The sequence below is a fragment of the Microbacterium koreense genome, assembly GCF_042677105.1.
Taxonomy (GTDB): domain Bacteria; phylum Actinomycetota; class Actinomycetes; order Actinomycetales; family Microbacteriaceae; genus Microbacterium; species Microbacterium koreense.
The window spans coordinates 2,677,709-2,698,193 of record NZ_JBHTIM010000001.1; the positions used below are offsets into that span (position 1 = coordinate 2,677,709).

The 20,485-nt window shown below is 67.2% G+C and carries 17 protein-coding genes; 10 read left to right on the plus strand and 7 right to left on the minus strand.

What is annotated here, in order from left to right; genetic code table 11:
- The first annotated feature begins 2 nt into the window (after positions 1–2).
- From ptsP to ACFQZV_RS12620, 9 genes are all read left to right on the plus strand, one after another.
- Positions 3–1,655 (plus strand): phosphoenolpyruvate--protein phosphotransferase, encoded by a 1,653-nt coding sequence (gene ptsP / locus ACFQZV_RS12580; RefSeq protein ID WP_378753451.1) that lies wholly within the window; start codon positions 3–5, stop codon positions 1,653–1,655.
- A 17-nt stretch (positions 1,656–1,672) separates the two neighbouring features.
- Positions 1,673–3,337, plus strand: coding sequence for a PTS mannitol transporter subunit IICB (locus ACFQZV_RS12585; RefSeq protein ID WP_378753453.1), 1,665 nt, complete (start codon positions 1,673–1,675; stop codon positions 3,335–3,337).
- A 139-nt stretch (positions 3,338–3,476) separates the two neighbouring features.
- Complete coding sequence (locus ACFQZV_RS12590) at positions 3,477–3,914, plus strand: PTS sugar transporter subunit IIA (protein WP_378753455.1); 438 nt, start codon at positions 3,477–3,479, stop codon at positions 3,912–3,914.
- Positions 3,914–5,065 carry a mannitol-1-phosphate 5-dehydrogenase gene (locus ACFQZV_RS12595; protein ID WP_378753457.1) on the plus strand — a complete coding sequence of 384 codons (1,152 nt, stop codon included), beginning with the start codon at positions 3,914–3,916 and terminating at the stop codon, positions 5,063–5,065. The genes ACFQZV_RS12590 and ACFQZV_RS12595 overlap by 1 nt, the downstream gene beginning before the upstream one ends.
- Positions 5,066–5,119: 54 nt before the next feature.
- Positions 5,120–5,863 carry an alpha/beta hydrolase gene (locus tag ACFQZV_RS12600; RefSeq protein ID WP_378753459.1) on the plus strand — a complete coding sequence of 248 codons (744 nt, stop codon included), beginning with the start codon at positions 5,120–5,122 and terminating at the stop codon, positions 5,861–5,863.
- A gap of 146 nt (positions 5,864–6,009) precedes the next feature.
- Positions 6,010–7,362: a flavin-containing monooxygenase gene (locus tag ACFQZV_RS12605; protein WP_378753461.1), complete on the plus strand. Its 1,353-nt coding sequence runs from the start codon at positions 6,010–6,012 to the stop codon at positions 7,360–7,362.
- On the plus strand, positions 7,359–8,324 hold the full coding sequence (locus ACFQZV_RS12610) for a bile acid:sodium symporter family protein (RefSeq protein WP_378753463.1): 966 nt from the start codon (positions 7,359–7,361) through the stop codon (positions 8,322–8,324). Before ACFQZV_RS12605 ends, ACFQZV_RS12610 begins: the two co-directional genes overlap by 4 nt.
- On the plus strand, positions 8,321–9,280 hold the full coding sequence (locus ACFQZV_RS12615; protein ID WP_378753465.1) for an SDR family oxidoreductase: 960 nt from the start codon (positions 8,321–8,323) through the stop codon (positions 9,278–9,280). The genes ACFQZV_RS12610 and ACFQZV_RS12615 overlap by 4 nt, the downstream gene beginning before the upstream one ends.
- 264 nt (positions 9,281–9,544) lie before the next feature.
- The gene (locus ACFQZV_RS12620; protein ID WP_378753467.1) at positions 9,545–10,447 is read left to right on the plus strand and encodes a hypothetical protein; all 903 of its coding nucleotides are present in this window, start codon (positions 9,545–9,547) and stop codon (positions 10,445–10,447) included.
- Between the two features lie 78 nt (positions 10,448–10,525).
- On the opposite strand, the gene ACFQZV_RS12625 is transcribed toward ACFQZV_RS12620, so the two are convergent.
- Complete coding sequence (locus ACFQZV_RS12625; protein ID WP_378753469.1) at positions 10,526–11,311, minus strand: glucosamine-6-phosphate deaminase; 786 nt, start codon at positions 11,309–11,311, stop codon at positions 10,526–10,528.
- Between the two features lie 138 nt (positions 11,312–11,449).
- Between ACFQZV_RS12625 and nagE the strand changes: the two genes are divergently transcribed.
- Positions 11,450–13,408 carry an N-acetylglucosamine-specific PTS transporter subunit IIBC gene (nagE, locus tag ACFQZV_RS12630; RefSeq protein ID WP_378753471.1) on the plus strand — a complete coding sequence of 653 codons (1,959 nt, stop codon included), beginning with the start codon at positions 11,450–11,452 and terminating at the stop codon, positions 13,406–13,408.
- Positions 13,409–13,529: 121 nt separating this feature from the next.
- On the opposite strand, the gene ACFQZV_RS12635 is transcribed toward nagE, so the two are convergent.
- From ACFQZV_RS12635 to ACFQZV_RS12660, 6 genes are read right to left on the minus strand one after another with little or no spacing between them, the layout of a single operon-like run.
- Entirely contained in the window at positions 13,530–14,645 is a 1,116-nt protein-coding gene (locus ACFQZV_RS12635) for an adenosine deaminase (RefSeq protein ID WP_378753473.1), read from the minus strand.
- A 27-nt stretch (positions 14,646–14,672) separates the two neighbouring features.
- Positions 14,673–15,971 (minus strand): thymidine phosphorylase, encoded by a 1,299-nt coding sequence (locus ACFQZV_RS12640; protein ID WP_378753475.1) that lies wholly within the window; start codon positions 15,969–15,971, stop codon positions 14,673–14,675.
- Positions 15,968–16,369: a cytidine deaminase gene (locus ACFQZV_RS12645; protein WP_378753477.1), complete on the minus strand. Its 402-nt coding sequence runs from the start codon at positions 16,367–16,369 to the stop codon at positions 15,968–15,970. Before ACFQZV_RS12645 ends, ACFQZV_RS12640 begins: the two co-directional genes overlap by 4 nt.
- 7 nt (positions 16,370–16,376) lie before the next feature.
- Entirely contained in the window at positions 16,377–17,663 is a 1,287-nt protein-coding gene (locus ACFQZV_RS12650; protein WP_378753479.1) for an ABC transporter permease, read from the minus strand.
- Positions 17,660–18,967, minus strand: a complete 1,308-nt coding sequence (locus ACFQZV_RS12655; protein WP_378753481.1) for an ABC transporter permease — start codon at positions 18,965–18,967, stop codon at positions 17,660–17,662. The genes ACFQZV_RS12650 and ACFQZV_RS12655 overlap by 4 nt, the downstream gene beginning before the upstream one ends.
- Positions 18,964–20,478 carry an ABC transporter ATP-binding protein gene (locus ACFQZV_RS12660; protein ID WP_378753483.1) on the minus strand — a complete coding sequence of 505 codons (1,515 nt, stop codon included), beginning with the start codon at positions 20,476–20,478 and terminating at the stop codon, positions 18,964–18,966. The genes ACFQZV_RS12655 and ACFQZV_RS12660 overlap by 4 nt, the downstream gene beginning before the upstream one ends.
- Positions 20,479–20,485 lie beyond the last annotated feature (7 nt).

Genomic DNA, 20,485 nt, shown 5'->3' on the forward strand with positions numbered 1-20,485 from the left:
CCATGGCAGAACTACGAGGAGTCGGCATCGGGCTGGGCGTGGCCCAGGGACCCGTCGCACGGATGGCGGAGCCCTTCCCGCCGCCGAGCGACACACCGAGCACGCTCGCGGCGGAGGAAGAGACCACGCGGGTACGCGAAGCCGTCGCAGCCGTCGCCCGCGAACTGGAAGAGCGCGGCAGTCAGGCCGGCGGCGCCGCTCAAGATGTGCTCGAGGCCCAGGCCATGATGGCCGAAGACCCGACGCTGGAGGCCGAGATCGACACCCGTATCGCCGCGGGCAAGACCGGCGAGTTCGCCGTCTTCGACGCGTTCTCGTCCTTCCGCGACCAGCTGGTCGCGATGGGCGGTTACCTCGGCGAGCGCGCCGCAGACCTCGATGACGTCGCCCAGCGTGTGATCGCTCGCCTGCAGGGGGTGGCTGCTCCGGGCGTGCCCGACCCCGGGCATCCGTTCGTGCTCGTCGCGAAGGATCTCGCACCGGCCGATACCGCCCTGCTCGATCTCGACAAGGTTCTGGCGCTGGTCACCACGGAAGGCGGACCGACCTCGCACACCGCGATCCTCGCGCGGGAGAAGTCGATCGTGGCGATCGTGGGCGTCGCCGGCGCCGCCGAGCTCGCCGACGGCGACACGGTGATCGTCGACGCCGCCAAGGGTGTGGTGACGACCGACCCGTCCGACGAAGAACTCACGCACGCGCAGCACCGCGCCGACGCACGAGCGGCTGCGGCATCCGCCCCCATCACCGACGGCGCGCTCGCCGACGGCGCGGCGATCCCGCTGCTGGCGAACCTCGGCAAGCCCGAGGGGGCCGAAGAAGCGGTCGAACTCGGCGCGGAGGGTGTCGGGCTGTTCCGCACCGAGTTTCTCTTCTTGAGCTCGAATCAGGCACCGACCGTCGAACAGCAGCGCGAGTCCTACATCCGTCTGCTCTCGGCGTTTCCCGGAAAGAAGGTCGTCGTGCGGGTGCTCGACGCCGGCGCCGACAAGCCGCTGGCCTTCCTCAACGACGCGCACGAAGAGAACCCGGCGCTCGGTCTGCGCGGCATCCGCGCCCTTCAGGCCAGCGAAGACATCCTCCGCGAACAGCTGACGGCACTCGCCGAAGCCGATGCCGCAACCGACGCCGACCTGTGGGTCATGGCGCCGATGGTCGCCACCGTCGCCGAAACCGAGTACTTCGTCGACCTCGCACGCGACTACGGCATCAAGACCGCCGGAGTGATGGTCGAGGTGCCGTCCTCGGCACTTCTCGCCGATCGCGTACTGGCGCACGCCGACTTCGCATCGATCGGCACCAACGACCTGACGCAATACACCATGGCGGCCGACCGGCTGCTCGGCTCTGTTGCGTCGTTCCAAGACCCGTGGCACCCGGCTGTGCTGCGCCTCATCCGCGAGGTGGGCGCCGCCGGACGTGAGACGGGAAAGCCCGTCGGGATCTGCGGTGAAGCCGCTGCGGATCCGCTGCTGGCTGTCGTGCTCGTCGGACTGGGAGCAACCTCCCTCTCGATGGCGCCCACGGCACTGGCCGACGTGCGGGCAACCCTCTTGCAGCACACGCTCGACGACGCGAAAGCGATCGCCGAGGCCGCCCTCGCCGCGAACGACGCGGCCGGGGCCCGAGCGGCGGCACAGGCCGCCGCCACCTGAAACAAGGAGACACAGTCATGACAACGGCGTCGACACAGCCGAAGAAGCCGGGGGGCGCACGCATCGCCGTCCAGCGGTTCGGGACGTTCCTCTCGGGCATGATCATGCCGAACATCGCGGCATTCATCGCCTGGGGCTTCATCACGATGCTCTTCATCGCCGTGGGCTGGCTCGGTGGGTGGGAACCCGTCGCGCCGCTGCTCGGTGGGTTCGGCAACGCGGATGTGATCAACTGGCCGGGCGCGATGACGGCGATCGCCCTCGATGAGAACGGTGACCCGTTCAACCAGTTCGTCGGTCTCGTCGGCCCGATGATCACGTACCTCCTCCCGTTGCTGATCGCGAACACCGGTGGCCGTATGGTCTACGGTGAGCGCGGCGGCGTCGTCGCGACGATCGCGACGATGGGTGTCATCGTCGGCACGAACATCCCGATGTTCCTCGGCGCCATGATCATGGGGCCGTTCGCTGCCTGGGTCACCAAGCAGATGGACAAGCTGTGGGACGGCAAGATCAAGCCCGGCTTCGAGATGCTCGTCAACAACTTCTCCGCCGGAATCCTCGGCATGCTCCTCGCGATCGTCGGGTTCTTCGCGTTCGGGCCCGCCATCCTCTGGTTCAGCGATGTTCTGGGCATCGCGGTCGCCTGGCTCGTCTCGCTCAGCCTGCTGCCCCTCGTGTCGATCATCGTCGAGCCGGCGAAGGTGCTGTTCCTCAACAACGCCATCAACCACGGTGTGTTCACCCCGTTGGGTATCGAGCAGGCGGCCGAAACCGGCAAGTCGATCCTCTTCCTCATCGAAGCGAACCCCGGCCCCGGCCTCGGCCTGCTGCTGGCGTTCACCTTCTTCGGGGTCGGCGCGGCGAAAGCTTCCGCTCCCGGTGCGATCATCATCCAGTTCTTCGGCGGCATCCACGAGATCTACTTCCCGTACGCGCTCGCCAAGCCGATGACGATCCTCGCGCTCATCGCCGGTGGCGCCACAGGTGTGACGACGAACATGCTCCTCGGGGGCGGCCTGGCCTTCCCCGCCGCACCCGGCAGCATCATCGCCGTCACCGCCGCCGCGGTGAGCCCCGCCGCAGGCGGGGTCGGCAACCTGCTCGTCGTGTACCTGTCGGTCATTCTGGCTGCAGCGGTCACCTTCCTGGTCGCCGCCGTCATCCTGCGGGCATCGCGCAAGCGCGACCTGCTCGCCGAGGGTGACGCGTTCGGTGCCGCCATCTCGCAGACCGAGGCCAACAAGGGCAAGTCCTCCGCCGCGATGGACGCGCTGCGCGCCTCGGACGGAAAGGACCGGACTGCGGTGAAGGATGCCGAAGCAGCCGTCGACCGCATGGAGACCGAAGCCGAGACCGCCGGCATGGCCGACGGCGGCGTTCTCACCACCAAGCAGGTGAAGAACATCGTGTTCGCGTGCGACGCGGGTATGGGCTCCTCCGCGATGGGGGCGAGCGTGCTACGCAACAAGATCAAGAAGGCGGGCATCGACGATGTCACCGTCGTCAACAAGGCGGTCGCGAACCTCGACGACTCGGCCGACCTGATCATCACGCAGAACCAGCTCACCGACCGGGCGCGCAAGCAGGCGCCCGATGCCATCCACGTGTCGGTGGACAACTTCATGAACTCGCCGAAGTACGACGAGGTCGTGACCCTCGTGCAGGACCAGCACTCCTGACACCCAGCGGCTGCGGGGCCGGACGGCGAGACGCCTCCGGTCCCGCGGCTCACCGGGCGACCGATGGCACGTCTCGCCGGTTGCCGTTACGTTCGAGACAAGGCCCGCGGCATCCGCGGGACCACAGAAAGGCGATCCCATGGCACGCGATGTCCTCACCCTCGGTCAGGTCCGGATCCACTCCGGGGGAGTCACCCGTGAAGAAGCGATGAAAGAGGCCGCCGACATCCTGCAGGCCGCAGGCGCGGTGACCGAGCGCTACTTCGACGCGATGCAGCAGCGGGAACAGACCGTCTCGACGTTCATGGGCAACGGCCTGGCCATTCCCCACGGCACCAACGAGACCAAGGACGAGATCCTCGAATCGGCGCTCTCGGTCGTGCGCTACGACGGCGGCGTGGACTGGGACGGCGAACAGGTGAACTTCGTCGTCGGCATCGCCGGCAAGGGCGATGAGCACCTCGACATCCTGTCGCAGATCGCGATCTTGTTCTCGGACGAGGACGAGGTCGCGAAGCTCGCCGCAGCCCAGACCCCCGACGAGCTGTTCGCGCTCGTCTCGGCCGCGGGCGTCTGATGCGGGCCGTCCACTTCGGCGCCGGCAACATCGGGCGAGGCTTCGTCGGACTCCTCCTGCACGAGGGGGGCTACGAACTCACCTTCTCGGACGTCTCGAGCACCCTCGTCGACGCGATCAACGGCGTGAAACAGTACACCGTGCACGAAGTCGGCGACGGCGGCACCGACACCGTCGTGACCGGCTTTCGGGCGATCAACAGCGCCGAGCATCCCGATCAGGTCATCGAAGCGGTCGCGGGCGCGCACGTCGTCACGACTGCCGTCGGCCCGACCATCCTGAAGTTCGTCGCTCCGCTGATCGTGTCGGGTCTGGCTCTGCGCGACCCCTCGTCGCCGCCACTGCAGATCATGGCGTGCGAGAACGCGATCAACGCGACCGACCTGCTGCGCGAAGACATGAAGACCGTCGCCGGCAACACGTGGGATGCGCTCGAAGGTCGCGCGGTCTTCGCCAACGCCGCGGTCGACCGCATCGTGCCCGCCCAACCCGAGGGCGCGGGGGTCGATGTGACCGTCGAGCCGTTCTTCGAGTGGGCGATCGAGCGTCCGCCCTTCGGTGACGTGCCGCCGAACATCCCGGGCGCACACTTCGTGGACGATCTCGCCCCCTACATCGAGCGCAAGCTGTTCACCGTCAACACCGGCCATGCCACCACGGCGTACTTCGGTGCGCAGGCGGGTGTCGAGAAGATCTCGGATGCCCTCGCCGACCCCGCGATCGCCGCGAAGGTCGACGCCGTGCTCGAAGAGACCTCGGCCCTGCTCGTCGACAAGCACGGGCTCGACCCGCAGACGCAGGCCGAGTACCGCGCGACCATCCTGCGCCGGTTCCGCAACGCCGCGCTCCCCGACACGGTGTGGCGGGTGGGTCGGCAACCGCTGCGCAAACTCTCACGCCACGAACGCTTCGTCGGCCCGGCAGCAGAAGCGGCCGATCGGGGACTCGGCGTGGACGCGCTCCTCGGTGCGATGGGTGCCGCGCTGGTCTTCGACGACGCCGAAGACCCACAGGCTGTCGAGCTGCAACGACGTATCCGCGAAGAGGATGCCGCAGACTTCACCGGGTCGGTGACGGGGCTTGACCCCGCGCATCCGCTCTTCGCGCGAGTCCAGGACATCGTCGAGGCACGCCAAGCCGAATTGGCGTGACTGGGGGCGGCTCGGCACCCGGCCTGAGCATCCACCCCGGTTAGGCTCGAAGGCATGACGCCCTCACGTCGCCGCCGTCGCGTCCTCGCGTGGGTCTTCGGCATTCTCGGCGCGCTGGTCATCGTCGTGGTCGTGGGTCTCGTCGTCTGGAGCCAGGTGGGGGTCATGGCGGCCGAACCGGAGCCGCTGGCAGCCGCGCGCGCCGATGAGCGCGTGACGATCACCGACGACTCGGCGGCGATCATCATCGAACCGTCCTCCGGGTCCCGCGAGGTCGGGTTGGTCTACATCCCCGGCGCGAAGGTCGATCCGTGGGCCTACGCCGCGAAGCTCGTCGACGTCGCCGCGGACGACGACATCACCGTGGTGATCACCAAGCCCTGGCTCAACCTGGCGTTCTTCGACCTCCGGCCGCTGGACGCGTTCACCTCCCTCGCGCCGGACGTGTCGACGTGGATCGTCGGCGGACATTCCCTCGGCGGCGTGCGTGCATGTACGTTGGCGGCAGATGCGGATGCCCTCGCTCTGTTCGCATCGTATTGCGCGAACGAGATCACCGACCGGCCGGTGCTGAGCCTCAGCGGGTCGAACGACGGGCTCACGACACCCGACGATGTCGCCGGGGCGCGAGACCTGCTCCCCGCCGACGCCGAGTTCATCCAGATCGACGGCGCCGCGCACTCATCGTTCGGAGACTACGGTCTCCAGGATGGCGACGGTGATCCCGCGATCTCGGATGCCGACATGACCGCGGCCCTCACCGCAGGCCTGGCCGAGCTTGCCGATTCCCTGCGGTGATAAGAGCTATTCCACACCACCCGCGATGTTCAGGCTGGATCCTGTGGCGAGCGCCCACAAATTTTCGGTTAACGCTCCATAACCCATAAAGTGGCTCTACCCGAGACCGGCGCCCCGATGCCGGCACAACGATGTGTGGGAGACGCATGAGCGAGCGACGCTATGCCGTGATCGGCGCAGGCCCCTCCGGCCTGTCCGCCGCACGAGCACTACAGAAAGCCGGAATCCGCTTCGATGGCTACGAGGCCTCCGGCAGTGTCGGCGGACTCTGGGACATCGAAAACCCCCGATCGACGATGTACGAATCAGCGCATCTGATCTCGTCCCGCACCACCACCGAGTTCAGCGAGTTCCCGATGGATTCCACCGCGGACTACCCCAGCCACCGCACGCTCGTGCAGTATTTCCGCGATTTCGCCGACCACTTCGGGCTCACCCCACTCTTCCGGTTCCACACCAAAGTCACCGCGGTCGACAAGACCGATGCTGGCTGGATGGTGCGCGCCGACGGACCCGACGGCGAGAGCGAAACCGTGTACGACGGTGTGATCCTCGCCAACGGCACCCTCGCCGAACCGAACATCCCGACGTTCCGCGGCGAATTCACCGGCGAGATCATGCACACCTCTGCGTACAAGTCCGCATCGCAACTGAGCGACAAGCGCGTGCTCATCATCGGTGCCGGCAACTCCGGCTGTGACATCGCCGTCGATGGCGTGCACCACGCGGCATCCGTCGACATGAGCGTGCGACGCGGGTATTACTTCGTCCCCCGCTATCTCTTCGGTAAGCCCGCCGACACCCTCAATCAGGGCAAGCCCCTGCCGGCACGCATCAAGCAGATCGTCGACAAGCGCGTCCTCCAGGCCTTCACGGGCGACCCCGTTCGGTTCGGCTTCCCCAAGCCCGACTACCGCCTGTACGAGTCGCATCCCATCGTCAACACGCTCATCCTCAACCACCTCGGCCAGGGCGATCTGCAGATCCGCCCCGACATCGATCGTTTCGACGGCCAGACGGTGCATTTCCGCGACGGCACGTCCGGCGAGTACGACCTCGTCCTGCTCGCGACCGGGTACACCCTCGACTACCCGTTCGTCGCGCGCGACGCCCTCAACTGGACCGGCTGGTCTCCCCGCCTCTTTCTCAACGTCTTTCCCCCTTCGTTCAACGGCCTCTACGTCATGGGCATGATCGAGGCCTCCGGTATCGGATGGCAGGGTCGCTACGAGCAGGCACAACTCATCGCCGCCTACCTCTCGGCAACACCGGAACGGCAGGCGGGCTTCCGGCGACGGGTCGCCGAGGAGCGCTGGCCCGACCTCACCGGCGGATACAACTACCTCGGGCTCGAGCGGATGTCGTACTACGTCAACAAGGACGCCTACCGCACCGCCGTCCGCACCGCCACCGACTCACTGTCAGACGCCCCCGAACCCACGGGACGCGTGAGCCGCCTGAGGCGCCGCGTCGGCGCGGGCACGCGGAGGTCGGCATGAACATCGACGACGTCATCCTCAACTTCAACCCCGTGACGCTGCTGATCCTCAACGTCGTCCTCGGGCTGATCATGTTCGGCATCGCGCTGGACACCACCGTCGACGACTTCAAAGTCGTCGCGCGCAAGCCCAAGCCGTTCGCCATCGCCATCATCGCCCAGTTGCTCGTGCTCCCCGCGGTGACCTTCGGTCTGACGCTCATCCTTCCGGTCACGCCATCCATGGCCCTCGGCATGATCCTCGTCGCGTGCTGCCCGCCCGGCAATATCTCCCAGGTCCTCACGCACCGCTCCGGGGGCAACGTCGCCCTGTCGGTGTCGATGACCGCGGTCGGCAACCTCATCTACATCTTCGTGCTGCCCCTGAGCGTCGCCTTTTGGGGATCGCTACACCCCACCGCGCGCACCCTGCTCGCCGAAGTGGCGCTCAACCCGCTTCAGATGCTGCTGGACATCTTCCTCATCATCGGGTTGCCGTTCCTCGTCGGCCTGCTCATCCGCAACCGGCTCCCCCGCTTCGCCACCCGCGTGCAGCCGTTCGTCAAGTGGTTCTCGCTCATTGCACTCCTCGGGTTCATCGTCGGCGCGCTCGCGGGCAACTGGAGCTACTTCATCGCCTTCCTCGGCATCATCCTGCTCGTGGTCACCATTCACGACGCGGTCGCCCTCGCGATCGGTTACGGAACCGCCACCGTCGGGGGCCTCGGCACGCGCGAGCGCAAGGCGATGACCTTCGAAGTCGGCATCCGAAACGCCGGCCTCGGACTCGGTCTCGTCTTCGCGTTCTTCGGCGGCCTCGGCGGCATGGCCATCGTGGCCGGCTGGTGGGGAATCTGGGACATCATCGCCGGGCTCATCGTCGCCAGCCTCTGGGCGCGCCACACCAAGCGGCGCACCGGTGACGTCAAAGGCGATGCATCCCGTCACGGAGGCACGGCCTCCTCCTCCGGAGCGACCCCGTGACCGGCCGCCGAGTGCTCGTCACCGGTGGCGCGGGATTCCTCGGATCGCACGTCGCCGCCGCTCTCGTCGGTGACCCTGAGGTGGACGTCGTCGTGGCCGGCGACGTGCGAAGGCCCGAGCATCCGGTCGATGGCGTCGTTTACGACGAATGCGACGTCACCCGACCCGACACCATCGCGCCGTTGCTCGAACGACACGACATCGACGTGGTGGTGCACCTCGCGGCCATCGTGAACCCCGGGCGCGACCACGATCTCGAATACCGGGTCGACGTCGACGGCACCCGGGCCGTGCTTCAGGCATGCATCGAGACCGGTGTCAGCCGGATCGTCGTGTCGTCGTCAGGTGCGGCCTACGGATACCACCCCGACAACCCTGAATGGCTGCGCGAAAGCGACCCTGTGCGCGGAAACGACGAGTTCCCGTACTCCCGCCACAAGCGCCTCGTCGAGCAGATGCTCTCTGCCTATCGGTCGGCACATCCCGAACTCGAGCAGGTCGTCTTCCGTATCGGCACCATCCTGGGACCGACGGTCCAGAACCAGATCACCGCCCTGTGGGACGGGCCCGCGCTTCTCGCGATCGCCGGCTCGGATTCGCCCTTCGTCTTCGTCTGGGTCGACGACGTCGCCCGCGCGATGACGCGCGCCGCGACTGTGGGTCCACCCGGTATCTACAACGTCGCCGGCGACGGTCGCGTGACCGTGCACGAGATCGCGTCGCGGTTGCGAAAGCCACGGGTGGTCGTGCCCGCCTGGCTGCTGGCCGGGGTGCTGCGGATCGGGCGCGCGTTGCGCCTGACCGTCCACGGTCCGGAACAGGTCGGGTTCCTGCGCTACCGCCCGGTGCTCGCCAACGACGCACTGCGGACCGATTTCGGCTACGTTCCCTCGAAGACCTCCGCTGAGGCCTTCGAGGCCTACCTCGAGTCCCACCCCGGCGTCGCCCGCCGCTGAGCCCTGCGTCTGACCCACGCGCGGCGTCGGCCCCCGGCCGACCCGGGGCCGGCGCGCTGCGGGGTGCCCGGTCGGTCGCGTGCCTCCTGCGTAACTCCGCTGATTCGGTCTCGGCCGGCCACAACCCCGGCGTGTCGCCCCGCAGCCACCCACATCCGTGGAGTTGCGCAGCAGCCGCTCCTCCCCAACCTCGCCGACGCACGGTTACCCTCGGATCGCGCGCACGCCGGCGGCCACACCCGCGCAGCAGGGTTGCCTGGTGCGGTGCAGATCTACCGCCGGCTCACACCGCTGCCCGACACGTCGTGGCTCACAGTCCACGACCTCACCGACCGAGGCTTCACAAGACATGGCATCGCCGACGCCGTGGCGAAGGGTCGTCTGATCCGGTTGCGGCGGGGGCGTTACACGGGCGCCGACCTGGACCCGCGCCTGTGCGAGGCAGGCCGCCTCGGTGGTCGCCTCGACTGTGTATCGCTTCTCGGTCTGCTCGGTGTCTTCGTGCGGCACCCCGGCCCACTGCATCTCCAATTCGAGCACGGGACGACCAGACTTCCTCCGCGGCCGCCCGGCACCGTCGCGCACTGGCGCGCATGCGGTCGATCGAGCCAAGCGCTGGCGACCCATCCCGTGTCGGCCCTCATCCAGGCCTGTCGGTGTCAAGCTGAGGAGGACGCCGTCGCGAGTCTGGACAGCGCCGTGAACCTCGGTGTGCTCGACGAAGCGCAACTCAACGAGGTGTTCGCGGCTCTGCTGCGGCGGCTGCGCCGCCTTCGGCACCTCGTCGACGGTCGAAGCGAATCGGGACCCGAGACGATCGTGCGGTTGATCCTTCGATCGCTCGGCGCGCTTGTCGATGTTCAGGTCGTCATCACGGGTGTGGGCCGCGTCGACCTCCTCGTCGACGGGTGGCTGATCATCGAGTGCGACAGCCGAGCGCACCACGAAGGTTGGGATCAGCAGCGCCGGGACCGGCGACGCGACCTGGCCGCCGCGCGGCTGGGTTACTCGACGATCCGACCGATCGCCGAAGACATCCTCTACCGCACCGCAGCGATCCGCGACGTGCTCGCGGAGATCCTCGCGCAGGGCCAGGTCACCGGACGCCTGCGTAACTCCACGGATGCGGTTCCAAACCGCCGCCGAGCGGTGTCCAGGCACAGATGAGTAGCCGAATCCGCGGAGTTGCGCAGATCAGAAGCGCTCCCCGGCCGCCACAGCCGGACGCGACCGGGCGTCAGCAGGTCAGACTCCCTGCCAGTCGGGCTTGTTCGCCACCGCGTAGCGGTAGTAGTCAGCCAGGCGCAGGTCGGTGGCGGCGTCTTCGTCGACGAGGACTGTCGCGTGCGGGTGCAGCTGCACGGCCGACCCGGGGCTGCTTGCGCTGACCGGCCCTTCGAGCGCCGCCGCGATCGCTTCGGCCTTGGCCGCGCCGAACGCGAGCAGGAACAAGTGCCGCGCCCGCAGGATCGTGCCGATGCCCTGCGTGATGCAGTGGATCGGCACATCGTCGGGCGAATCGAAGAACCGGGCGTTGTCGCGTTTGGTGGCCTCGGCCAGCGTCTTGACGCGAGTGTGCGAAGCGAGCGAGCTTCCCGGCTCATTGAACCCGATGTGGCCGGTCCGTCCGATCCCGAGGATCTGCACGTCCACACCCCCCGCGGCCGCGATCGCGGCCTCGTAGTCCTCGCCGGCTGTCTGGATGCTCGTCGCATTCTCGCCGGGCACCAGCACCTTGGCGGGGTCGAGTCCGAGCGGCTCGACCACCTCGCGGGTGATCACTGCTCGGTAGCTCTCGGGGTGACCTTGAGGCAGCCCGACGTACTCGTCGAGGGCGAACCCGCGAACGCCGCTCACGTCGATCCCTTCGGCCTCGATGATCTGGGCGAGGGCCGCGTACACCGCGAGGGGTGTCGAGCCGGTCGCCAGACCGAGCACGGCGTCGGGGCGCGAAACGATGAGGTCGGCGATCGAGCGCGCCACGATCGAGCCGGCTTCTTCCTGCGAACGGACGATGAGCACTTCAGCCATGCCAGATTCCTTGTCAGCTGTGGTTCCGATGGGGGCTTTCCTATATCTTCCCCGTAGCGGATGCATTCCGCCACGGGCACGTCATCCCCCCCACCGCGGCGAACGACCACGCCCGCTGCACGAGGTCAGGAGTTTCAGATGAAGTTCATGCAACGGCTCGGTCGCTCGTTCATGCTGCCGGTCGCGGTCCTTCCGGTCGCCGCGATCCTCATGGGCATCAGCTACTGGATCAGCTCGATCTGGGGCACCAGTGTCTTCTCGGTGTTCATCAATGCCGCCGGCGCCGCACTGTTGGACAACATGGCATTGCTGTTCGCGATCGGCATCTCGCTCGGCATGGCCAACAAGACGGACGGCACCTCGGCGCTGGCCGGTCTCGCCTCGTGGCTGGTGGTGACGACGATCCTCTCCCCCGGCACCGTGGCCGCGCTCATGGGCATCGCGGTCGAGGATGTGAACCCTGCGTTCCTCGTGACGCAGAACGTCTTCGTCGGCATCCTGTGTGGTCTCATCGGCGCGTGGAGCTACAACAAGTTCAAGGACACGAAGCTGCCCGATGCGCTGTCGTTCTTCTCGGGCAAGCGCTCGGTTGCGATCGTCTCGGCGGCGATGTCCTTGGTCCTGGCGGTCGTCCTGCTCTTCGTGTGGCCATTCGTCTACACCGGTCTCGTGACGTTCGGCGAGTGGATCTCGACACTCGGCCCGTGGGGCGCTGGCCTGTACGGCTTCTTCAACCGTCTGTTGATCCCGCTCGGTCTGCACCACGCTCTCAACTCGGTGTTCTGGTTCGACGTCGCCGGCATCAACGACCTCAACAACTTCCTCCTCGGCGCGAACGGCGAGGGGGTCTTCGGTGTCACCGGGCAGTACATGACCGGTTTCTTCCCGATCATGATGTTCGGTCTGCCCGGCGCGGCCCTCGCGATGTACGTCACGGCCAAATCGACGCGCAAGAAGGTGGTCGCCGGCATCCTGCTCTCGGCCGCGATCGCCTCGTTCTTCGTCGGCGTCACCGAGCCTCTGGAGTTCTCGTTCATGTTCCTGGCGCCGTGGCTGTATGTCGTGCATGCGTTCTTCACCGGCATCTCGATGGCGGTCATGTCGATCCTGCCGGTGCGCATGGGCTTCGGCTTCTCGGCGGGCTTCATCGATCTGGTGCTCGGCTGGGTCAACCCCCTCGCGCAGAATCCGTGGATCATCCCGATCGCGGGTGTGTTCTGGTTCATCGTCTACTTCTTCGTCTTCCGCTTCATCATTCTGAAGTTCAACCTGAAGACCCCGGGTCGCGAGGACGACGACGTCGTCGAAGAGGTCGGTGACGCACCGTCGGGTGAGGACAAGTTCGCCGTGGCCGCGGCGCGGTTCATCCAGGGCCTCGGCGGGAAAGACAACATCGTCGAAATCGACAACTGCGCGACGAGGTTGCGGATGGAGATCTCGGACACCTCGAAGGTCGACGAGCCTGCGCTGAAGAAGGCGGGCGCGGCCGGTGTCATGAAGCCCGGTGGCCATTCGGTGCAGGTGATCTACGGCCTGAACGTGCAGTTCGTCAAGGACGCGATGGAGGAGATCATCGCCGGCCGGCTCGACGTGCCGGAAGCGATCTCGGGCTGGTCTTCGACGTCGGCGGATGCCGGCGGCACGACCGCGACGACCGTCACCGCCGTGGAGCAGAAGACCGATTCCGCGGGCCGCGTCGTCACGCTACGGCAACCGGTGCAGGGCGCTGTCCTCCCGTTGAGCGCCGTCCCCGACCCGATGTTCGCCGAGGGGACGATGGGCCCGGGGATCGCAGTGGACCCGGTGGGCGATACGGTCATCGCTCCCGCGGATGCGACGGTGGCGTCGATCTTCCCGACCGGTCACGCGATCGGGCTCGTGCTCGAGGACGGCACGGAGCTGCTCATCCACGTCGGTGTCGACACCGTCAACATGAAGGGCGACGGCTTCGAGGTGCTCGTCTCCGCGGGTGACACCGTCACGGCAGGCACCCCGTTGCTGCGGTTCGACGCCGCGAAGATCGATGCGGCGGGGCTCTCGGCGATCACGCCGGTGATCGTGCTCAACGACGAGTCGGCCACGGTCGCGTTCGATTGAGCGGATGCCGGCCCTCTCCCGAGCGGATATCGCGCGCCAGGCCGGCGACGGCTTCCACGCACGCTCTCGGCGACGCCCGACATCCGAGACCGGGCAAGGGTGCCCGACGTCTCAGACCGAGTCAGTGATCGAAGCCCTCGCCGATGATCTCGATGAGTTCTTCGCGGTCCTCGATGGGGAGGAAGGCGCCGGCGGCGGCGTTGAGCTGGAACGCCTCGAGGTCGTCGAGTCCGTAGTCGAACGCTTCGGTGAGCAGGTGCAGTTCACGCGTCAGTGAGGTGCGGCTCATCGTGCGGTTGTCGCAGTTGACGGTGACCGCGAATCCGAGCTGGTAGAGCAGGTCGAAGGGGTGATCCTCCATCGTCCGCCCCCAACGTTCGACGGCGCCTGTCTGCAGGTTCGACGACGGTGACAACTCGAGCGGTATTTCACGGTCGCGCACCCAGCGCGCGAGGTCGCCGAAGCGGACGAACACCTCTTCGCCCTCACTCGAGACGACCTCGAGGTCTTCGGCGAGCCGCACGCCGTGCCCCAGCCGCAGCGCACGCCCATCCAGTAGCGCGCCGCGGATCGAGTCGAGGCCGGCTGCTTCACCGGCATGCACGGTGGTCGGAAAGAAGTGCCGCGCAAGGTAGTCGAACGCCTCACGATGGCGGGATGCCGGGTAACCCTTCTCGGGGCCGGCGATGTCGAAGCCGACGACGCCGCGGCCGCGCCACGACACCGCCAACTCGGCGATGTCGCGCGAGTTGTCCGACTGGCGCATCGCCGTCAGCAACTGCCCGACGCGGATGTCGTGGCCCGCGCCGTCGGCGGCGTCCTCGGCCTCCTCGATGCCACTCTGCACCGCCTCGACGACGTCGTCCAGCGACAGTCCCCCACCGAGATGCTGCTCGGGCGCCCAACGCACCTCGCCATAGACGACGCCGTCCGCGACGAGGTCTTCGACGAACTCGCGCGCGACGCGGGTCAACGACTCACGCGTCTGCATCGAGGCGATCACGAGGTCGAAGGTCTGCAGATACTCGACGAGCGAACCGGGGTCGGCGCGATCTGCGAACCAGTCGGCGAGCGCCCCCTCGTCCGTTTCCGGGAGGTCGATGCCGGCAGCGTCGCCGAGGTCGAGGATCGTCGCGGGTCGCACGCCTCCGTCGAGGTGATCGTGCAACGAGACCTTCGGCAACCGTCGGAGCGACAGCCCCTGAAGCTTCGCGTCGCCATGCTGGTCGATGGGCATGTGGGCCTCCTGGGCTTCTCGGATGGGTCAGGCCGTGATGCGTTCGCGCACGAGCGGACGCGACTCCGGCGGTTCGGACCCTATCGCCCACGCACCGTCGAGAGCATCGAGGGCGCGATCGAACCGTGTCGCATCCTGCCCGAGCAACGTGAACACCGGCTGGCCGGCTAGCACCAGATCGCCGGGTTTCACGTGAAGATCGACACCCGCGGCGTGCAGCACCGGGTCCTGTGCGCGAGCACGCCCGGCACCCAACCGCCACGCTGCGACGCCGAACGGGAGGGCGTCCATGCGCGTGACGAAGCCTGTCTCGTCGGCGGTTACGACGTGGGTCTCGTTCGGCTGCGGGAGCGCCGCATCCGGATCGCCGCCCTGCGCGCGGATCATTCGGTTCCACGTGTCCATCGCACGCCCGTCGACCAACGCCGCTTCGACGTCGGCGTCGGGCTGCCCGGCGAGGGCGAGCATCTCGCGCGCCAGGGCCACGGTGAGTTCGACGACGTCGGCGGGGCCTGCGCCCGAGAGCACCTCGACGGACTCGCGCACCTCGTTGGCGTTGCCGATAGCGAGCCCGAGCGGGGTCTCCATGTCGGTGAGCAGGGCGGTGGTCGCCACGCCCGAGTCGGTGCCGAGTGCCACCATCGTGCGGGCGAGTTCGCGCGCACGGTCGAGGTCTTTCATGAACGCGCCCGAGCCGAACTTCACGTCGAGTACGAGCGAGTCCGTACCCTCGGCGATCTTCTTCGACATGATGCTCGAGGCGATGAGGGGAATCGCTTCGACCGTGCCGGTCACGTCGCGCAGCGCATAGAGGCGCTTGTCCGCCGGGGCGAGCCCTGTGCCGGCGGCACAGATCACCGCTCCGACGTCGCGCAGCTGCGCGATCAGCTCGTCATTGGACAGTGCCGCACGCCATCCGGGGATCGACTCAAGCTTGTCGAGCGTGCCTCCGGTGTGGCCGAGGCCACGGCCGGACAACTGCGGCACAGCGATACCGAAGGTGGCGACAAGCGGCGCGAGCGGCAGGGTGATCTTGTCGCCGACACCACCGGTTGAGTGCTTGTCGACGGTGGACTTGCCCAGGCCTGCGAAGCTCATACGCTCGCCGGACGCGATCATCGCGTCGGTCATGACACGCACCTCATCACGCGACATGCCGTTGAGCAGCACCGCCATCGCGAAGGCCGCCATCTGCGAGTCGGCGACGTACTCGCGCGTGTACGCGTCGATCATCCACCGCAGCGCGTCGTCGGCGACGATTCCGCCGTCGCGCTTGGTCCGGATGACGTCGACCGCGTCGAACGGTTCCACCTGCGCGCCCGTCATCGGCTCATCTCCTCGAGGTCGCGCGGTCCGAACGCATCGGGCAGCACCTCATCGATCGTGCGGATGCCGGACACGGTCTCAAGGAGCATCCCCGGAAGGGCGAACTCGTTGAGCAACTGCCGGCACCGGCCGCACGGCATGATCGTCTCGCCCGCGCCGTTGACGCAGACGAACGCGACGAGCTGACCGCCGCCCGTCATCTGCAGTTCGCTGACGAGCCCGCACTCGGCGCAGAGACCGACGCCGTACGAGGCGTTCTCGACGTTGCACCCCTGAACGATCCGTCCGTCGGAGACGAGCGCGGCGGCGCCCACTGGGTATCGCGAATACGGCGCGTAGGCACGCCCCATCGCTTCGGTGGCGGCTGAGCGCAGTTCGTCCCAGTCGATGTCTGTCACAGGTGGGTCACCCCTTGATGTACGGCTTGCCCGCGGCAGCGGGGCCGCGGATCTGCCCGGCGAAGCCGGCGACCGCGAGGATCGTGACGACGTAGGGCAACATGAGCATGAATTCGCTGGGGATGGGCGTGCGCAGCACCGTCAACAGGTTCTGGAGGTTCGTCACGAACCCGAACATGAGAGCGGCCAGCGACGCACGGATCGGATCCCAGCGCCCGAAGATGACGGCGGCGAGAGCGATGAAGCCGAGCCCGGCGGTCATCTCCTTGCCGAACTGCGGTACGGAGACGAGCGTGAAGTACGCACCACCGATTCCGGCGATCGCGCCCGCGAGCAGCACGTTCCAGAACCGGGTCGGGTTGACCTTGATACCGACGGTGTCCGCCGCCTGCGGGTGCTCGCCGACCGAGCGCAGCCGCAGACCCCATCGCGTGCGGTAGAGCCCCCAGGTGACGGCGACGATCGCGAGGAACATGAGGTACACGATGAACGTCTGGTTGAACAGCACCGGTCCCAGCACCGGTATATCGCCGAGCAACGGGATCTTTATGCGCTCGAACCGCACAGGGTTGTTCAACGTCATCTCGTTCGGCACGAGGAGTGCCCCGTGGAGGAACCCCGTGAGGCCGGTGACCAGCACATTCAGCACGACACCGACGATGACCTGCTCGACGAGGTACTTGATGGAGAACGCCGCGAGAACGAACGCCACGAGCACGCCGCCGACCATCGCCCCGATGAGGCCGAGGAACGGGTTGCGGGTGATGCTCGAGATCATCGCCGCAGTGAACGCGCCGAGCAGGAACTGCCCTTCGATCGCGACGTTGACGACGCCGACCCGCTCACCGATGACGCCGCCGAGCGCACCGAACACGAGCGGCACCGAGAGCGACACCGCCCCGACGAGCAAACTCGAGACCGGGACCAACCCGTCGGCGCCGGCCCACACGAGGAAGACGAAGACGCCGAACGCACCGAACGCGATCGTCAACCACAGGGGAACCGGGCGGTAGGACCAGGCTTCCCACAACGCCCACAACGACAGGACCGCCAGCAGCGCGAGGATCACCCATCCTGTGAGCATCGTCGGGAGGACGACGTCGGGCATCGCGATGGCCGACGACGAGTCTCCGAGTCGGAAGGTGCTCTCTCCGGTGCGCGGCACGAAGAGGAAGAGCGCGGCGAGCAGGAGCGTCACCACGATGAGGACGACGGGCACCTTGAGGTGACGTTCCTTGACGCGTGCGAGGTGCAGCGTGTCGTCCGACATGGTCGAAATGGTCGAGGCGCTCATGCCGACACCGCCTTCTTCGCAGCCTTGGCTCTGGCTTTCGCGGCTTTCTCGGCATCCGACTTCGGGAGGAAGAAGATCGTGCGCAGCAGCGGCGGCGCGGCGATGAACAGCACGATCAGCGACTGCACGACGAGCACGATGTCGACCGGGATCCCCTGGGCTTGCATCGAGAACGATCCGGCCTTCAGCGCACCGAAGAGAATGCCGGCGGCGAAGGTGCCCCATGCTCGGCTGCGGCCGAGGAGCGCCACCGTGATGGCGTCGAAACCGATACCGGCGTCGATGGTGCCCGAGAACCCGGTGGTCACCGAGCCCTGGATCTGGTTCATCGCGGCCAGGCCCGCCAGGCCTCCGGCGAACAGCATCGCGTAGATGTACATCCGCTTCACGCTGATGCCGGCGGCTCGCGCGGCGTGCGGGTTCTCTCCCACGGCCCGCAGGCGCATGCCAAGGCTCGAGCGCTCGATGATCCACCAGACCAGAAGCGTGACGAGCACGACGATGACGAAACCCCAGTCAAGGGCGGGGAAGGCCGGCCCCAGCAGATCGGGGAATTGCGCGGTCTCGGGCGTCGGCGCGCTGATCGGCTGGTTCGTCCCCTCGCGCTGCAGGAGCCCCGGGGTGCGAATCATCCACAGCAGGAAGTAATAGGCGACATAGTTCAGCATGATCGTCAGGATCACTTCGTGCGCACCGGTGGTCGCTTTGATGAGCCCGACGAGTCCGCCCCACAGTGCTCCACCGATGATGCCCGCGAGCATCGTCGTCGGCAGGTGCAGCCACATCGGCAGGTCGAGGTTGAACGTGAAGAAGGCCGCGAAGATCGCGCCCATGAGCATCTGACCGCGCGCGCCGATGTTGAACAGACCGACGCGGAACGCCAGCGCGACGCCGAGGCCGGCGGCGATGAGGGGCGCGGCGAACCCGAGCGTGTTCGTGAACGGTCGGATCTGTGCGGCGAAGTCGGCTCCGCGAGGGTTGAACACCGCTCCACGGAAGAGTGCTTCGTAGCCGCCGTAGACGGCGTTCCAGATGGCGACGAACGTGTCCGCCGGTCGCGAGAAGAAGTAGCCGGCGGCTTCTTGGACGTTCTCGTCGGTGACGGCGATGAGGATGCCGCCGACGACCATGGCCAGGACGATCGCGAGGATCGTGGTCACGGCGCTTCCGCGCAGGAGTTCCTTGACGAAGACGTTCGCCCGCGGCGGTGGCGGGGTGTCGTGTGCCATGAGCGGACCGGTTGCGCGGGGAAGCTGCTCCCCCGGGCGTGCGGCGTCGTTGGTTCCCGGTGTCGTGCCGCTCATGCCGCTGCCTCCGCCTGGCCCGCGCCGGCCATCATCAGTCCCAGGGTTTCGCGGGCGGTGTCGCCCGGCACGATGCCGACGATCTTGCCGCGGTACATCACGGCGATGCGGTCGGCCAGCGCCGTGACCTCGTCGAGCTCGGTCGAGACGACCACGACGGGCACTCCGCTGTCGCGCGTTTCGACGATGCGTTTGTGGATGAACTCGATCGAGCCCACGTCGACACCGCGAGTGGGTTGTGCCGCCACGAGCAGTTTGAGGGGGCGGCTCATCTCGCGCGCGATGACGACCTTCTGCTGGTTGCCGCCCGAGAGCGCACCTGCCGGCGTGTGGGGCCCTTGCGTACGGATGTCGTATTCCTCGATCCGTGCGGTGGCGAAGTCTTCGACGGCCTGGCGCCGTATCGTGCCGCCCCGCACGAAGGCCGAGTCGCCGGTGCGGTCGAGCATGAGGTTCTCGGCGACCGAGAAGTTGCCGACGAGTCCGTCTTCCTTGCGGTCTTCGGGCACGAATCCGACGCCCGCATCGAGGATGCTGCGAACGCTACGGCCGACCAGTTGCTCACCGTCGAGCGAAATCGACCCTTCGACCCGGGCGGCGAGTCCGACCATGGCCTCGACGAGCTCCGTCTGCCCGTTGCCCTGAACGCCTGCCACCGCCACGATCTCACCGGGGCGCACATCGAAGGACACGTCGTCGACGACAACCTGACCGTCGTCGGTGAGCACCCGCAGGCCTTTGATCTCGAGCCCGCCCTCACCGAGGGTCGGCTCCTCTTTCTGTACCGTGAGCTCAACGGCTCGTCCGACCATGAGCGAGGCCAGCTCGGAATTCGTCGCGGTGGGCGAGGCTTCTCCGACGACTTTACCGAGGCGGATGACGGTGATCGCGTCGGCGACTTCGCGCACTTCGCGCAGCTTGTGGGTGATGAAGACGATGGACGTCCCCTCGTCGCGCAGCTGGCGCATGATCGCCATGAGCTCGTCGGTTTCCTGGGGCGTGAGCACAGCGGTCGGTTCGTCGAACACGAGCACCTTCGCGTCGCGTGAGAGCGCCTTGATGATCTCCACGCGCTGCTGTACGCCCACCGGCAGGTCGCCGACGAGTGCATCGGGGTCGACGTGGAAGCCGAATCGGTCGGCGACCTCGATGACGTGCTTGCGCGCCGAGGCGAGGTCGAGCGTGCCGAGCGCTTTGGTGCTCTCGTGCCCCAGCATGACGTTCTCTGCGACGGTGAAGACGGGGATGAGCATGAAGTGCTGGTGCACCATGCCGATTCCGGCGTTCATCGCGTCGCCGGGACCGCGGAAGTGCTGGACGACGTCGTCCAACAGAACCTCCCCCTCATCGGCCTGGTAAAGGCCGTAGAGGACGTTCATGAGTGTCGACTTGCCTGCGCCGTTCTCGCCGAGGAGGGCGTGGATCTGCCCGGGTTCGACGACGAGGTCTATGTGGTCGTTGGCGACGAGGCTGCCGAACCGCTTGGTGATGCCTCGGAGCTCGAGCTTCATAACTGCA

Coding starts and splice junctions, on each gene's coding strand:
- nagE (WP_378753471.1), top strand. CDS start 11,450: ATGAAGTTCATGCAACGGCTCGGTCGCTCGTTCATGCTGCCGGTCGCG.
- ACFQZV_RS12605 (WP_378753461.1), top strand. CDS start 6,010: ATGAGCGAGCGACGCTATGCCGTGATCGGCGCAGGCCCCTCCGGCCTG.
- ACFQZV_RS12625 (WP_378753469.1), bottom strand. CDS start 11,311: ATGGCTGAAGTGCTCATCGTCCGTTCGCAGGAAGAAGCCGGCTCGATC.
- ACFQZV_RS12595 (WP_378753457.1), top strand. CDS start 3,914: ATGCGGGCCGTCCACTTCGGCGCCGGCAACATCGGGCGAGGCTTCGTC.
- ACFQZV_RS12640 (WP_378753475.1), bottom strand. CDS start 15,971: ATGACGGGCGCGCAGGTGGAACCGTTCGACGCGGTCGACGTCATCCGG.
- ACFQZV_RS12660 (WP_378753483.1), bottom strand. CDS start 20,478: ATGAAGCTCGAGCTCCGAGGCATCACCAAGCGGTTCGGCAGCCTCGTC.
- ACFQZV_RS12650 (WP_378753479.1), bottom strand. CDS start 17,663: ATGAGCGCCTCGACCATTTCGACCATGTCGGACGACACGCTGCACCTC.
- ACFQZV_RS12655 (WP_378753481.1), bottom strand. CDS start 18,967: ATGAGCGGCACGACACCGGGAACCAACGACGCCGCACGCCCGGGGGAG.
- ACFQZV_RS12635 (WP_378753473.1), bottom strand. CDS start 14,645: ATGCCCATCGACCAGCATGGCGACGCGAAGCTTCAGGGGCTGTCGCTC.
- ptsP (WP_378753451.1), top strand. CDS start 3: ATGGCAGAACTACGAGGAGTCGGCATCGGGCTGGGCGTGGCCCAGGGA.
- ACFQZV_RS12590 (WP_378753455.1), top strand. CDS start 3,477: ATGGCACGCGATGTCCTCACCCTCGGTCAGGTCCGGATCCACTCCGGG.
- ACFQZV_RS12600 (WP_378753459.1), top strand. CDS start 5,120: ATGACGCCCTCACGTCGCCGCCGTCGCGTCCTCGCGTGGGTCTTCGGC.
- ACFQZV_RS12610 (WP_378753463.1), top strand. CDS start 7,359: ATGAACATCGACGACGTCATCCTCAACTTCAACCCCGTGACGCTGCTG.
- ACFQZV_RS12585 (WP_378753453.1), top strand. CDS start 1,673: ATGACAACGGCGTCGACACAGCCGAAGAAGCCGGGGGGCGCACGCATC.